The sequence below is a fragment of the Streptomyces sp. IBSNAI002 genome, assembly GCF_052244475.1.
Lineage (GTDB): Bacteria > Actinomycetota > Actinomycetes > Streptomycetales > Streptomycetaceae > Streptomyces.
On record NZ_JBQPXG010000002.1, the window covers coordinates 8093201 to 8107075 of the forward strand.

Genomic DNA, 13875 nt, shown 5'->3' on the forward strand with positions numbered 1-13875 from the left:
CCCCGATCCGTAAGGTGTCGCGGCCACCCGTACGGGCCCCGGCGGGGGTGTGATGGGGCCATGCGCCCCACTCTCCCGCCCGGCCCGCCGGTCACCTTCAAGGCCCGCCTCCACGATGCCCGCACCGCGACCGCGATCGGCCGCTGGCTCGGACTCGCCGTCGCCGTCTGCTTCGCCACGGGTGTGCTCAGCCACGTCCTCCAGCATCCGCCCGGCTGGCTCGCCGACCGGCTGCCCAGCAGGCCGTACTGGGGCTACCGCCTCACCCACGGACTGCACGTGGCGTCCGGGACCGCGGCGATCCCCCTGCTGCTGGCGAAGCTGTGGGCGGTGTACCCGCGGCTGTTCACCTGGCCGCCCGTGCGCTCGGCGCGGCACGCGCTGGAGCGGATGTCGGTCGCCGTCCTCGTCGCCGCCGCGGTGTTCCAGCTGCTCACCGGCCTCCTGAACACCTTCCAGTGGTACCCCTGGCCGTTCGGCTTCGTGCCCGTGCACTACGCGGTCGGCTGGCTCCTGGCGGGCGCACTGCTCCTGCACCTCGCCGTGCAGTGGCCGAAGATCAGGGACCACTTCACCCGCCGCTCCACCGGCACCCTCGCCCTGCCCGTAGCGGACGGACCGGACCGGCGCCGGCTCCTGTTCGGCGTCACGGCGGCGGTGGGCGCGGTGACGCTGACCACCGTCGGCCAGTCGGTCACCGCCCTCGGGCCGGTCGACCTGTTCGCCCCGCGCAGCCCCGAACACGGCCTCCAGGGACTGCCGGTGAACCGGACGGCCGCGGCCGCCCGCGTCACCTGGGCCTCACTGGCCGACTGGCGGCTGACCGTGGCCGGCCCCCGCCCGTACACCCTGACGCTGGACGAACTGCGCGCACTGCCGCAGCACGAGGTCATCCTGCCCATCGCCTGCGTCGAGGGATGGAGCAAGTCCGCCCGCTGGAGCGGGATCCGCGTCCGCGACCTCCTCGAGCGGGCCGGCGGCGGGCACGGCTCCCGTGCCCGGGTGGTCTCCCTGGAGGCGGAGGGCGCGTACCGGGTGATGGACATGGGCCGTCTGTACGCGCAGGACCCGCTCACGCTGCTGGCGCTGCGGCTCAACGGCGCCGTGCTGTCCCTGGACCACGGCTACCCGGCGCGGATCATCGCCCCGAACCGGCCCGGGGTGCTCCAGACCAAGTGGGTCGCCCGGCTGGAGGTGGTGTGATGACGTTCCGACAGGTGACGGGGGCCGGCGGCGTGGCACTGATGGCCTGGGGCACATGGCTGCTGCTCCAGCAGCCCGAGCCCTGGCGGATCGCCCTGTGGCTCGGCGGAGCGGTCGTGCTGCACGACGCGCTGATCGCCCCGCTGGTGTTCGCGGTCGCCGCGCTCACCGCGGCGGCCGGAGTGCGGCTGGGCGGGGTGCCGCGCGCGGCACTGATCGTCGCCGGTTCACTCACCGCGATCGCGTTGCCGGCCCTGCTGCGACCCGGCGCCGCGGCCAACCCGACCGTGCTCCCGCTGGACTACCCGCGCAACTGGCTGCTGGCCATGGCGGCCATCGCCGTGCTCACCGCCGCGTACCTCGGCACGCGCGCCTGGCTGCGGCGGGCCGGCCGGCGGCCCTGAGCCGGCCGGCCCGCCGGCGAGGGCCCCGCCGGGCCGGGATCCGGGGGAGGTGCGGATCCCGGCCCGGCCGATCGGGAACGGCGGAGCGGGGCGGCAGGTCAGCGGCGTCGCAGGTGGACGAAGTGCCGCCCCGCCGCCTCCCAGCCACCGGAGCGGGACCAGCCCGCCCCCTCGGCCTCGGTGCACAGTGCCCGGGGACCGAGCCGCGCCCACCGGAAGGAGGCCCCGCGCCCGCCGCGGCCATCGTCGACGAACACCTCGACCCGTTCGTCGACTTCGACCGGCACCACCTCGACCAGCAGGGAACCGCCGGGGGAGGCGAGCTCGGCCGCGCGGCGCAGCAGGGGGCCCGGCTCTCCGCCGATTCCGATGTTTCCGTCGATCAACAGCACCGTCTGCCAGCGGCCTTCGCCGGGCAGCGGGTCGAACACCGACCGGCACAGGGCGCTGCCGCCCGCCCGCACCGTACGGGCCACCGCCTCCGGGGTGACGTCCACGCCGAGGGCCGTCCGGCCGGCCCGGTTGAGGGCGGCGACCAGGCGGCCGGGTCCGCAGCCGATGTCCAGGACCGGACCGGTACAGCGGCCGAGGACGGTGTCGTCCGCCGCATCGGGTTCGGCACACCACCGGGCGACGTCCAGCGGCAGCAGCCAGCCGTCCTCGCGGCGCAGGTAGAGGGGGCCTCGCCCGGCGCGCAGCGCGAGCGTGTACGGGTCGGCCTGCCAGCTCTGCGGGGCCGGTGCGAAGACCCGGGTGTTCATCGCGCCACCGCGCGCAGCGCCGAGTACAGCGCGGCGAAGCGGGTCCGCGGAGCGGCGGCGGCGACCCTGGCCGCGTCGGCAGGGGTGTCCACGTCGCACAACTCGGGCAGGTCGCGCACGGCCAGCCCCGCTTCGGTCAGCCGCCGCCGTTGAGCTTCACCGGTGTGCGGTACGGACATGGGGACGCCGAGCAGGAGCGCCGGGTCCGGGGCGGCCAGACCGAGAGCCCAGAAGCCGCCGTCGTCGGCGGGGCCGAACCACGCGTCGGCCTCGGTGAAGTCGAGACCTCTGGCGAGCAGGCCGGGGGTGACCTGGGGCGTGTCCATGCCGATGAGCAGAGCCGGCCCGTCGGCCAGGGCGAAGGCGGCGGCCAGCCGGGCGTCCAGGCCGCCCTCGCCCTGCGGAGCGACCTCGATGCCCTCGGGGAGCCAGGGGCCGGCCTGCCCGTCGAGGACCAGGAGCCTGCGTCGGACCGGGGTGGCCAGCGCCGCCGCGAGGGTGTCCCGCAGGGCTGCGCACGCGAGGTCGGCGGCCTGCTCCGGCGCGAACACGGGAGTCAGGCGGGTCTTGACGCGGCCCGGGACGGGGGCCTTGGCGATGACGAGGAGCGTGCTCGCGGCGTTCACGCGCGGATCCCGTCGGCAGGGGCGGCGCGGGGCCCCGGCGGCTCGGCCAGGACCCGGCGCATGTCCCGTACGGCGTGCCAGGTGCCGCGCCAGGTCCCGGTGACCTTGGACTTTCCCGAACGGGGCAGGTAGGGGACATCCGTCTCGGCCACTCGCCAGCCCGCGTCCGCCGCCCGCACGACCATCTGCAGGGGGTAGCCGCTGCGGCGGTCGGTCAGCTCCAGGCCGAGCAGCGCCTCGCGGCGGGCGACCCGCATGGGGCCGAGGTCGTGCAACCGCAGTCCGGTGCGCCGCCGCAGCATGCGGACGAGGGCGAGGTTCCCGGCGCGGGCGTGCACGGGCCAGGCGCCGCGGGCCCGGGGGCGGCGGCGGCCCAGGATCAGGTCGGCCTCCCCGGCATGGATCCGGGAGGCCATCGGGGCGAGCAGACCGGGGTCCATGGAGGCGTCGCAGTCGCAGAAGCAGACCAGTTCGGCGCGTGCGGCCAGGAGCCCCGCGTGGCAGGCGGCACCGAACCCGCGCCGTGCCTCGTGCACCACGGTGGCGCCCAGGGAGCGGGCGATGTCGGCGGAGCCGTCGGAGGAGCCGTTGTCGACGACAATGGCCCGCCACCCGGCCGGTACGCGGGCCAGAACCCAGGGCAGCGCTTCGGCCTCGTCGAGGCACGGCAGTACGAGGTCCGCGCGGGGCGGCGGACAAGCAGAGGAAGTCACCCTCCACACCGTAGGAAGCGGAAGGCGGAGCAGGGGGTTCGCAGACCTTACGAAACGCGGACGCCGTGCGGATCCCCACGGGGCCGGCTTCGTACGGAGCGCTCGCGATGTCACCCTGGCGGTATGGAACCAAGCAGCGAGCGGAACCCGGGCGGCGGCCGTACCCCCTCCCCGGCCGGTGACCTTTCCGGCCGTGTCCTGGTGGTGGACGACGACCCGACGGTCGCCGAGGTCGTGGCCGTCTATCTGGAACGGGCCGGGTTCACCGTGGACCGCGCCGCTGACGGGCCGACGGCGCTGGAGGCCGCCGCCCGCTGCCGTCCGGACCTCGTCGTCCTGGACCTGATGCTGCCCGGCATGGACGGCCTGGAGGTCTGCCGGCGCCTGAGGAGCCGTACGGCGGGGGCTCCGCCGGTAGCCGTGGTCATGCTCACCGCGCGCGGTGACGAGGAGGACCGCATCCTGGGCCTCGAGGTCGGCGCCGACGACTACGTGACGAAGCCGTTCAGCCCGCGCGAACTGGTGCTGCGCGTACGGTCCGTCCTGCGCCGGGCGTCCGCGGCCGCGCCGGTCCACGGTTCCCGTCTCGCGGCAGGCGGTCTGACGGCCGACCCGGCGTCCCGCCGGGCGACCAAGGACGGCAGGGAACTGGCCCTCACCCTCAGGGAGTTCGACCTCCTGGTCCACTTCCTCAGGCACCCCGGGCAGGTCTGCGACCGGGAACGGCTCATGCGGGAGGTCTGGGGCTGGGACTTCGGGGACCTGTCCACGGTCACCGTCCACGTCCGCAGGCTGCGGAGCAAGATCGAGGACGATCCGGCCGAACCCCGGCTGATCCAGACCGTGTGGGGCGCCGGATACCGCTTCGAGCCGGCCGCGCCCGTGCGCGAGGCGGCGGAGACGGGGGCCGGGGCAGGGGCCGGGACGGACGACAGCCATGCGTGATCTGCTGCTGATCGCCCTGTACGCCCTGCTCGGCGCGGGCGCCGCCGGCCTGCTCGGGGCCGCGGGCCTGCGGATACTGCGCCGCCGCAGTATCGCCGTGTCCCTGGCGGTCGTCGCGGCCGTCGCCGTGTGCGCGATGCTCGCCGGGACGCTCACCGTGGCCTGGGCGATGTTCCTGTCTTCCCACGACCTCGCCGTGGTGACCACCGTCGTGGCGATGGCCGCCGCCGTATCACTGGGCACCGCTCTGCTGCTGGGGCGGCAGGTCGTCCTGCGCTGCCGCGAACTGGTCTCGGCCGCGCACGGGTTCGGGGAAGACGGCACCTTCACACCCCCCGCGGTTCCGGCGCCCGCCGAACTGGAGGCACTCAGCCGGGAGCTGGCTCTCACCAGCGGGCGGCTCGCCGCCTCCCGCGAACGCGAGCGGGCCCTGGAGACCTCGCGGCGCGAGCTCGTGGCATGGATCTCGCACGATCTGCGGACCCCACTGGCCGGGCTGCGCGCGATGTCGGAGGCCCTGGAGGACGGCGTGGTCGCCGACCCGGTGCGCTACCACCGCCAGATGCGCGTCGAGGTGGACCGTCTCAACTCGATGGTCACCGACCTGTTCGAGCTGTCCCGCATCCACGCGGGAGCCCTCGCCCTCAACCCCACCCGCATGTCCCTCTACGACCTGGTCGGCGACGCCCTCGCCGGGGCCGACGCCCTGGCCCGTGAGCACGGCGTGCGCCTCGCCGGAGCGGGCGTGGCCCCGCTGCCGGTGGAGGTCGACGGCAGGGAGATGACCCGGGTGCTGTCCAACCTGCTGGTCAACGCGATCCGCCACACCCCGGCCGACGGAACCGTCGCGATCGCGGCCGAACGCCGCGATGACGCGGTGGTGCTGTCCGTCACCGATGCCTGCGGCGGCATTCCGGAGGAGGACCTGCCCCGGGTCTTCGACACCGGATGGCGGGGCTCGCAGGCCCGTACGCCGCCCTCGGGCGCAGGCCTGGGCCTCGCGATCGTACGGGGCATCGTCGAGGCCCACTCCGGACACGCCGACGTGCACAACGTGCCCGGCGGATGCCGCTTCGAACTCAGCCTCCCCGCCCCGGGCTGAAGCCACCGGAGCGCCGGCCGCGGACGGAACCGGGGCCGGCCACCGGACGCGTCAGCGGTCCGCGCCCGCCGACGCGCGCTGCCCGGCTGCGGCGAACTCGGCCATCCCCTCCGGGAAGCCCACCGCCGGGCGCCAGCCCAGCTCGTCGCGCAGCCGCGCCGAGTCGGCCGTGATGTGCCGGACGTCCCCGAGCCGGAACTCGCCCGTCACCACGGGCGCCGGTCCGCCGTGGGCTGCGGCCAGGGCGGCGGCCATCTCCCCGACCGTGTGCGGCTCGCCGCTGCCCGCGTTGTACGCGGTGAGCGTGCCGGGCGCCCGGCCGCCCACCGCCTCCAGAGCCACCGCGTTCGCCACCGCGATGTCCCTCACGTGGACGAAGTCGCGCCGCTGCGCCCCGTCCTCGAAGACCCGGGGGGCCTCGCCCCGGGCGAGCGAGGACCGGAAGAAGGACGCGACCCCGGCGTAGGGGGTGTCGCGCGGCATGCCGGGCCCGTACACGTTGTGGTAGCGCAGCGAAACCGCCCGGCCCTCCATGCACCGGGCCCAGGCGGCGGCGAGGTGCTCCTGGGCCAGCTTCGTCGTCGCGTACACGTTGCGCGGATCCGTCGGAGCGTCCTCGGACACCAAACCGGGGACCAGTTCGGCCCCGCACGCGGGGCAGAGCGGCTCGAACCGGCCCGCCGCCAGGTCGGCGGGCAGCCGGGGGCCCGGCCGGACCGCGCCGTGCCGCGGGCACGCGTAGCGCCCCTCCCCGTAGACCACCATCGACCCGGCCAGCACCAGCTCGCGCACCCCGCGCTCGGCCATCGCGGTCAGGAGTACGGCCGTGCCCAGGTCGTTGCAGCCGACGTACTCGGGGGCGTCGGCGAAGTCCTTGCCCAGCCCGACCATGGCCGCCTGGTGGCAGACGGCCCCCACCCCGCGCAGCGCCGCCCGTACGGCGTCGGGATCCCGTACGTCCGCCCGCAGGAACTCGACGTCCGGCAGGGGAGGGGTGCCGGGATGGGCGGCGGGCAGCAGGGCGTCGAGAACCACGGGGTCGTGGCCGCGGTCCTGGAGGGCGGGGACGATGTGGGAGCCGATGAACCCGGCTCCTCCGGTGAGGAGTACGCGCATGCCGGGGACGCTATGCAGCGGGCGGGCCGAGCGGGGGCTGCCACGCTCCGGCGTAAGGCTTCCGTCACAACCCGGCCGCCGCAGCCGATTCCCGTCCGGGGGTACCGGACCTCAGCGACGAGGGCCGACCGGCGCGACGGACTGAGGGACGTTCGGCCCTGCGGTGAGGGAGGCGTGGAAGCGGTAGCGGTCGGCGCGGTAGACGCCGCGGCTGTACTCGCAGGGCCGCTCGTGCTGGTCGAAGGTGAGCTGTTCGGTGTTCAGGACGGGGGCGCCTGCGGCCAGGTCGAGGTGGGCCGCCTCCTCGGGCGGCACGAGGGAGGCGTGCACCGAGTAGCGGGCGTGCCTGGGTACCACTCCGCGTTCGGAGAGCGCGGTGAAGAGCGATACGGCGGTGAAGTCGATCTCGGTGAGGCCGGGCACGCGTTCGGCCGGGACCAGGCTCACGGAGTGGCAGATGGCCAGGCCGCTGAAGTGCCGAACCCGGTCGAGTTCGAAGATCTCGTCTCCGGGGAGCACGGCGAGCTTCTCGGCCTCGTCGAAGTCCGCCGGGCGAAGGCGTGCCGCGAGGACGCGGGCCGTGGCTTCGAAACCGAGGGAGCGGGCGTACTCCTGGAGGCCGCCGACCGATTCGGAGGTGTGGTCGAAGGACGGAGCCGGGGTGTGGGTCACGTGCCAGCCGGCCCGTTCCGCCGACGCGACGAGGCCGTCCTCCTCCAGTGCGCGCAGCGCCTTCCGTACGGTCTCGCGGCTGACGCCCAGCCGGTCGCACAGGTAGCGCTCGGAAGGCAGCCGCACCCCGGCGGGGAAGTCTCCCGCGGCGATGGCATCGGCGAGGGCGCTGTATGCCTGTGCGTGGATGGCGCGAGAGCCGTCGCGCACCACCGGCCGCAGGGAGGGAAAGGCGTTCACCGTTCCAGTATCGGATACGCCGGAAGTGCTCCCCGCGTGACCGGAACCGGGTGCCTCGCGCGCTGAAGGCCGGTCCGGGGCCGTTGTCCCCCCGCCGCGCGGGACCTTGCTCCCCGCGTTCCCGCAGGAGGTCCCCACTTCCCGCAGCACGAGCTCGCCCTCTCGTCCTCTGGCCTATCTTTGGTCTAAATGTGGTTGCCATGTGGTGGGCGGGGCTGACACGCCCATCGGACAAGAGGAGGCCGCCATGCGGCATGGTCACGGACAGATCAGCCTGGCCACCGGCAAGCTCACCGCAGAGGCCCGGCGCGACCGGATCGAGGTGAAGGCGCTGGTGCGCGGGTACGTCACCTGCCGGGCGCTGGCGCTCGAATTCGATGTGAGCGCCATGACCGTCAACCGGGACCTGCAGCTGCTGGCGGGGCAGGGCCGCCTGTACCGGGTACGAGGGGGAGCCGTCGCCCCGCCTCTCACGCTGAACGAATACGCGCGAGGGCTCGACCGCACGGCGGTGGACGGCCGCTCCGCGCGCGGGGAATGAACGCCCGCGGGCTTCAGTAGCGCAGCGCCGTTCCGACGCTCGTCTGGACCTCGCCGGAGAGCGCACGGGTGCTGCGCGCCGTGCCCTGGCCCGTGGCCCCGGCGGCGACGTCCGAGACGGTCACGACGACCGTGTCGAGGAGGTTGCCCCCGGGGTCGCGGAAGTTGACCTGGACCGCGAAGGACTTCGCACCGTCGGCCGAGTTGGACACCGTGACCGGAACGGTGCTGTGCCCGTCGCCGTCCTTGTCGGGAGTTCCCAGCTTGACGTCCGTCTTCGCGTCCACCCCGTCCTTCACGCTGTCGAGCTTCTTCTTGGCTTCGGACGCCGCGGCGTCCAGCCCCGCCCCGACCGACTGCACGGCAGAGGCCGCCTTCGACGCGGCTTCGGACGGTGTCGTATCGCCCGAGCACCCCGTGGTGCCTACGGTGAGGGCCGCCAGCACGGCGGCCACCGGCAGGGTGCGCATCCACGCGCGGTTCATACGGGCCTCCAAGGTGCTCAGGTGACGGGCGCGCACGGTACGCGGGTACGCGGACGCGCCGGCACGGAACCGTCGGCGGATCCCGACGGGCCGTCAGCAGCCACATCATGCCGTCCGGGAGCCGCAACGGCCGGTAGCCGCCCCGATGCCGCCGCTCAGCCCTCCAGGCGGTGCGTGCCGAGCCGGGCGGCCATCTGGGGGTCGCGGTGGTCGAAGAACAGCGAGGCGCCGGTGTCCAGGGTGGCGATCCGGGCCATCTCGTCGTCGGTGAGCCGGAAGTCGAACAGGTCGATGTTCTGGGCCATCCGGTCGGGGCTGACCGACTTGGGGATGGTGACGACGTTCCGCTGGATCAGCCAGCGGAGTACGACCTGCGCCGCGGACTTGTCGTACGCCCGCCCGATGTCGCTGAGGACGGGGTGGGTGAACAGGTTGTTCCGGCCCTCGGCGAAGCCGCCCCAGGACTGGTGCTGGACCCCGTGCTCGCGCATGAGGTCGTGGTCGGCGGCTCGCTGGAAGAACGGGTGGGTTTCGATCTGGTTGACCGCCGGGGTGATCTCGTTGTTGAGGATGAGGTCCAGGAGCCGGTCGGGGTAGAAGTTGGAGACCCCGATGGCCTTCGCCAGCCCCTCGCGGTTGACGGCTTCCATCGCGCGCCACTGCCCGTAGACGTCGCCGTAGGGCTGGTGCATCAGGTACAGGTCCACGTGGTCCAGTCCCAGCTTGGCCAGGGAGGTCTCGAAGGACCGACGGGCGTTGTCCTCGGCCGGCGCGTCCTGGACCCACAGCTTGGTGGTGACGAACAGCTCCCCGCGCGGAACGCCGCCGGCCTTGATGGCCCGGCCGACGGCCGCTTCGTTGCCGTACGCGGCCGCGGTGTCCAGGAGCCGGTAGCCGGCCGCGAGCGCGTCGGCGACGGCCTGTTCGGTCTGCTCCGGGGGGATCTGGTAGACGCCGAAGCCGAGGACCGGCATCACGACGCCGTTGTTCAGGGTGACATGCTCCATGGAGGCCTGCCTCGCAGTGGTGGTCTGATGGTCTGATGGTCTGGTGGTCGCAGCCGCCGGGCGGCTGGACGGCACGCGACCGGGCTCAGCGTTCGAGCATCCGCGCCTGGGCCGCGGTGTGCGTGTCGCCCGCGGCGGGCGGCAGGCCGCCGAGCGCGTCGATCTGCTCGCCGCTCAGCGCGATCCCGTCGGCGGCGGTGTTCTCCTCCACCCGGGCCACGCGCTTGGTACCGGGGATCGGGGCGATGTCGTCGCCCTGGGCCAGCAGCCAGGCCAGCGCCACCTGCGCCGGCGTGGCGCCGACCTGGGTGGCGAGAGCCTGGACCTGGTCGGCGATCGCCAGGTTGCGCCGGAAGTTCTCGCCGGTGAAACGCGGGTTGTCGCGCCGGAAGTCGCCGTCGTCGAACTGGTCGGTGGAGCGGATCGTGCCGGTCAGGAAACCGCGACCGAGCGGGGAGAACGGCACGAGGCCGATCCCCAGTTCGCGCAGCACCGGCAGGACCCGCTGTTCCACGCCGCGGGTCCACAGGGAGTACTCGGACTGCACGGCGGTGACCGGGTGGACGGCGTGGGCGCGGCGGATGGTGTCCGGGCCGGCCTCGGACAGGCCGAAGCCGCGTACCTTGCCCTCGGCGACCAGCTCGCCGACCGCCCCGGCCGTCTCCTCGATCGGCGTGTTCGGATCGACCCGGTGCTGGTAGTACAGGTCGACGTAGTCGGTGCCGAGCCGCCTGAGCGAGCCCTCGACGGCGGTGCGGATGTTGGCCGGGCCGCTGTCGAGGGTCCACGGGCCGCCGCCGGCGTGGGAGACGAGGCCGAACTTCGTCGCCAGCACCACCTGCTCGCGGCGGCCCTTCAGCGCCCGGCCGATGAGTTCCTCATTGGTGTAGGGGCCGTAGATCTCGGCGGTGTCGACCAGGGTCACACCCAGCTCCAGCGCCCGGTGCACGGTCCGGATGGACTCCGCCTCGTCCGTCCCGGCCCCCGTGTAGCCGTCGGACATGCCCATGGCACCCAGCCCGATCCGGGAAACCTCCAGGCCACCCAGCTTGATGTACCGCATCCGCGCTCTCCGCTCCGTCGTCGTCTCCGGCCGGTGTCCACCCTGGCCGTCACCCCGCGCTCGTATGCCGCGACGCGCGGGGACCGACGGTGCTTCCTCCCGCGGAGACGTCGGACTGGAGCGGCAGCTCACGTTCTTCCCGCTGCTCGTGGTGGGCTAGGCGGTCTGGTGCGGCACCTTCGTCGTGGTCGGCTCGGGGATCACCGAGGCCTACGTCGCGCGCTCACCCGACATCAACACCGCCGTGCGGTGGCAGCACGTGTTCCGGGGCGACCTGCTCGTCGGGGCGGCCGCGCCCCGGCGCGGAGGGCACGGGTCAGAACACGGTGACCGTGAAGGGGTTGTCCATGTAGCTGCCGTTGAGGTCGTACGTGTACACCGTGACGGAATCCGGGCCGCAGGTGGAGTTGGGCTCGGTTCTGAAGCTGCGGCGGTTGGAGTTGGGGAGCTCGACGTGGACCACGCTGAACGCCAGGTTGACCTCTTCGCTGACGTTCACGCAGTACCGGCCGGTGTTGACGTGACGCACCCAGTCGATGTTCTTCGCACGCCTCAGCGCGCCGGAGGCGGCGACGTCCGCGGCGGCCTGGACGTAGGGAGAGGTGATCGGCCTCGGGTCGGCCGCGGCCGCGGCCGCGGGGACGGCCGACGCCCCGATCAGAACGGCGGCGACTGGCAGGACGGGCAGGAAACGGCGCATGACTCACACTCCCGGCGAAGGCGTCCGGCAGAGAGTTGCGGACGGTCCATCCACACTCGACCGGCGCGCACCATGGTGCGGCCGCCACGCCGATTCGGGATCGGCCAACCGTGGCCGAAGGTCACCCGGGTGGTCCGCAGCCGCCGCGGGGCGGGCGTCGTCAGGAGGTCAGGTCGTCAGGAGCTCATGATGAAGCGCAGGGCCAGGCCGGAGGCGGTGGTCCAGTGGGTGACGCGGGCTCCGTCGTCGAAGGGGACCTGGCCGGGCAGGTCGAGGGTGATCGGGGCGCTGGTGTTGCTGTCGGGGTCGGGGCCCTGGAGGCGGAGGGGGATGGTGTTGGTTTCGTAGGTGTCCATCCGGCCGCCGGTGGCGAGCAGGGCCGCGTAGGCCTTCCCGCCGGGGGCGAGGGTGACGGGTGCGTCCTGACTGTCCTTGATCACGGCGATCGCGGACCTGGCACCGTCGAACTTCAGGTGGGGGTACTGGTAGAGGTTGCACTTCTTGTTGCCGGTGTTGGTGACGGTGAGGAGGAGGTGCCTGACGCTCTTGCCCTGCGGGTCCTCGCTCGTGGCGGAGAAGGTGAGGTCACCCGGGGCACACCCCACCACCACCCCCGGAGCACTCGGCGACGCCGGAGAGCTCTGGGAGGTCGGGGAGGTCGGGGACGTCGCGACGGCGGAGGGTCCGGCGGGGGCGGACGCGGTGGGGGAGGGCGCGGTGGGGGAGTCGGCGGGCAGGGTCGGGCGCCGGTCGGGCTCCGGCCCGCCGAAGGCTGCGGCCAGGCCGAACACCAAGGCCGCGGCCAGTACGGCGGTACCGCCGGCGAGGGCGGCGTGCCGGCGGCGCCGACGGGACGCGGCCCGGCGGCGGACCTCCGCGCCCGTCGTGGGGGCGGGCGTGCCCGCGCTGTCGGCCAGCTCGCGCAGGGCGAAGGAGAGGTCATCGGCCACGGTCGTCCTCCTTCTTCTCGCCGCTCCCGCCCGCTGCGCCGACCTCGCTCGCCGGCAGCAGCTTGGCGAGGGCGGTCCGGCCGCGCGCGAGGCGGGCCTTGACCGTACCGGCAGGGGCGCCGGTCTCGGAGGCTACCTGCTCCACGCTGAGGTCACACAGGTGGTGCAGCACGATCGCCAGGCGCTGGGGCTCCGGGAGCTGCCGCAACGCTGCGACGAGGGCGACGTGTTCAGGTCCGGGGCCCGGGGCGTGCTCGGGCGGCGGAGTGCGGCGTACCAGCTCCAGCCACCGCCGTGCCCGCCGCCAGTGGCTGACCGCCAGACGCATCGCGACGGTGCGGATCCAGGCTTCCGGGGCCTCGGTGGCAAGGAAGTCGCGCCGCCGGTCCCAGGCGCGGACGAAGGCCTCCTGGACGACGTCCTGGGCCTGGCCGTGGTCACCGGTGAAGGAGTACACCTGGCCGACGATCCGAGGGAACGCCGACGCGTAGAACGCGTCGAACTCGTCCTCCGTCATGCCACCCCCATCGGTACCAAAACTTTTCGCCTCGGCATGCAACCCGGTGGCTTCCGGCGTGCGTACAGGTCGTGCAGACCGAAGCACACCACATAGGGGGCTCTGTTGACCAGGGGAAACAAGGCAATCAGGAACGTTGCGGCCGTGGCCGCTCTCGGTGCGCTGCTGTTGGCGTCCACCGCGTGCGAGGCGAACGGCGCCGATGGCGCGGGCGACTCCACGTCCTCGGGCCGGCCGGGCACGACGGGCTCGCCGGAGGCGAGTGAGTCGGCTGCGGCCACGCCGAGCAGCGGGGCGACGTCCTCGGCGTCGCCGAGTGTTCCGGGGGTGGTGGTGGGGTGTGCCCCGGGTGACCTCACCTTCTCCGCCACGAGCGAGGACCCGCAGGGCAAGAGCGTCAGGCACCTCCTCCTCACCGTCACCAACACCGGCAACAAGAAGTGCAACCTCTACCAGTACCCCCACCTGAAGTTCGACGGTGCCAGGTCCGCGATCGCCGTGATCAAGGACAGTCAGGACGCACCCGTCACCCTCGCCCCCGGCGGGAAGGCCTACGCGGCCCTGCTCGCCACCGGCGGCCGGATGGACACCTACGAAACCAACACCATCCCCCTCCGCCTCCAGGGCCCCGACCCCGACAGCAACACCAGCGCCCCGATCACCCTCGACCTGCCCGGCCAGGTCCCCTTCGACGACGGAGCCCGCGTCACCCACTGGACCACCGCCTCCGGCCTGGCCCTGCGCTTCATCATGAGCTCCTGACCGGCCCACCAGAACAGCCGCGCCCCCAACGGATCGGCTCAGCGCGCCCGTTGGGGGTCGGCGAGCCGG

At 73.6% G+C, this 13875-nt stretch carries 17 protein-coding genes; 6 read left to right on the forward strand and 11 right to left on the reverse strand.

Going from position 1 to position 13875, the window contains the following annotated elements; genetic code table 11:
* The first annotated feature begins 60 nt into the window (after positions 1–60).
* Positions 61–1203 (forward strand): molybdopterin-dependent oxidoreductase, encoded by a 1143-nt coding sequence (locus ACTVZO_RS37590; protein ID WP_443302630.1) that lies wholly within the window; start codon positions 61–63, stop codon positions 1201–1203.
* On the forward strand, positions 1203–1607 hold the full coding sequence (locus ACTVZO_RS37595) for a hypothetical protein (RefSeq protein WP_443302631.1): 405 nt from the start codon (positions 1203–1205) through the stop codon (positions 1605–1607). The genes ACTVZO_RS37590 and ACTVZO_RS37595 overlap by 1 nt, the downstream gene beginning before the upstream one ends.
* A gap of 98 nt (positions 1608–1705) precedes the next feature.
* Here the strand turns inward: ACTVZO_RS37595 and ACTVZO_RS37600 are convergent, their stop codons facing one another.
* From ACTVZO_RS37600 to ACTVZO_RS37610, 3 genes are read right to left on the reverse strand one after another with little or no spacing between them, the layout of a single operon-like run.
* Entirely contained in the window at positions 1706–2368 is a 663-nt protein-coding gene (locus ACTVZO_RS37600; RefSeq protein WP_443302632.1) for a class I SAM-dependent methyltransferase, read from the reverse strand.
* Positions 2365–2994: a TIGR04282 family arsenosugar biosynthesis glycosyltransferase gene (locus tag ACTVZO_RS37605; RefSeq protein WP_443302633.1), complete on the reverse strand. Its 630-nt coding sequence runs from the start codon at positions 2992–2994 to the stop codon at positions 2365–2367. The genes ACTVZO_RS37600 and ACTVZO_RS37605 overlap by 4 nt, the downstream gene beginning before the upstream one ends.
* Positions 2991–3707, reverse strand: a complete 717-nt coding sequence (locus tag ACTVZO_RS37610; protein ID WP_443302634.1) for a glycosyltransferase family 2 protein — start codon at positions 3705–3707, stop codon at positions 2991–2993. Before ACTVZO_RS37610 ends, ACTVZO_RS37605 begins: the two co-directional genes overlap by 4 nt.
* Before the next feature lie 123 nt (positions 3708–3830).
* On the opposite strand from ACTVZO_RS37610, the gene ACTVZO_RS37615 reads away from it, so the two are divergent.
* Complete coding sequence (locus ACTVZO_RS37615) at positions 3831–4652, forward strand: response regulator transcription factor (protein WP_443302635.1); 822 nt, start codon at positions 3831–3833, stop codon at positions 4650–4652.
* On the forward strand, positions 4645–5754 hold the full coding sequence (locus ACTVZO_RS37620; RefSeq protein WP_443302636.1) for a sensor histidine kinase: 1110 nt from the start codon (positions 4645–4647) through the stop codon (positions 5752–5754). Before ACTVZO_RS37615 ends, ACTVZO_RS37620 begins: the two co-directional genes overlap by 8 nt.
* A 51-nt stretch (positions 5755–5805) precedes the next feature.
* Here ACTVZO_RS37620 and ACTVZO_RS37625 read toward each other — a convergent pair whose 3' ends face one another.
* Both ACTVZO_RS37625 and ACTVZO_RS37630 read right to left on the reverse strand, forming a co-directional pair.
* Complete coding sequence (locus ACTVZO_RS37625; RefSeq protein ID WP_443302637.1) at positions 5806–6870, reverse strand: NAD-dependent epimerase/dehydratase family protein; 1065 nt, start codon at positions 6868–6870, stop codon at positions 5806–5808.
* A 111-nt stretch (positions 6871–6981) separates the two neighbouring features.
* Positions 6982–7782 carry a GntR family transcriptional regulator gene (locus ACTVZO_RS37630; protein ID WP_443302638.1) on the reverse strand — a complete coding sequence of 267 codons (801 nt, stop codon included), beginning with the start codon at positions 7780–7782 and terminating at the stop codon, positions 6982–6984.
* A 247-nt stretch (positions 7783–8029) separates the two neighbouring features.
* Between ACTVZO_RS37630 and ACTVZO_RS37635 the strand changes: the two genes are divergently transcribed.
* On the forward strand, positions 8030–8323 hold the full coding sequence (locus ACTVZO_RS37635) for a DeoR family transcriptional regulator (RefSeq protein WP_443302639.1): 294 nt from the start codon (positions 8030–8032) through the stop codon (positions 8321–8323).
* A 13-nt stretch (positions 8324–8336) separates the two neighbouring features.
* On the opposite strand, the gene ACTVZO_RS37640 is transcribed toward ACTVZO_RS37635, so the two are convergent.
* The 6 genes from ACTVZO_RS37640 to ACTVZO_RS37665 all read right to left on the reverse strand — a co-directional run bounded on the left by ACTVZO_RS37640 (position 8337) and on the right by ACTVZO_RS37665 (position 13044).
* Entirely contained in the window at positions 8337–8807 is a 471-nt protein-coding gene (locus tag ACTVZO_RS37640; protein WP_443302640.1) for a hypothetical protein, read from the reverse strand.
* Between the two features lie 155 nt (positions 8808–8962).
* Positions 8963–9814: an aldo/keto reductase gene (locus ACTVZO_RS37645; protein WP_443302641.1), complete on the reverse strand. Its 852-nt coding sequence runs from the start codon at positions 9812–9814 to the stop codon at positions 8963–8965.
* 85 nt (positions 9815–9899) lie between these two features.
* Positions 9900–10877 (reverse strand): aldo/keto reductase, encoded by a 978-nt coding sequence (locus ACTVZO_RS37650; protein ID WP_443302642.1) that lies wholly within the window; start codon positions 10875–10877, stop codon positions 9900–9902.
* A gap of 316 nt (positions 10878–11193) precedes the next feature.
* Positions 11194–11577 carry a hypothetical protein gene (locus tag ACTVZO_RS37655; RefSeq protein WP_443302643.1) on the reverse strand — a complete coding sequence of 128 codons (384 nt, stop codon included), beginning with the start codon at positions 11575–11577 and terminating at the stop codon, positions 11194–11196.
* A 176-nt stretch (positions 11578–11753) separates the two neighbouring features.
* A complete protein-coding gene (locus tag ACTVZO_RS37660; RefSeq protein WP_443302644.1) occupies positions 11754–12527 on the reverse strand; it encodes a DUF4232 domain-containing protein in 774 nt (257 codons plus the stop codon).
* On the reverse strand, positions 12517–13044 hold the full coding sequence (locus ACTVZO_RS37665; protein WP_443302645.1) for a SigE family RNA polymerase sigma factor: 528 nt from the start codon (positions 13042–13044) through the stop codon (positions 12517–12519). Before ACTVZO_RS37665 ends, ACTVZO_RS37660 begins: the two co-directional genes overlap by 11 nt.
* Before the next feature lie 144 nt (positions 13045–13188).
* Here ACTVZO_RS37665 and ACTVZO_RS37670 point away from each other — a divergent pair, with 144 nt between their 5' ends.
* On the forward strand, positions 13189–13806 hold the full coding sequence (locus tag ACTVZO_RS37670; RefSeq protein WP_443302646.1) for a DUF4232 domain-containing protein: 618 nt from the start codon (positions 13189–13191) through the stop codon (positions 13804–13806).
* The last annotated feature ends 69 nt before the right edge of the window (positions 13807–13875 follow it).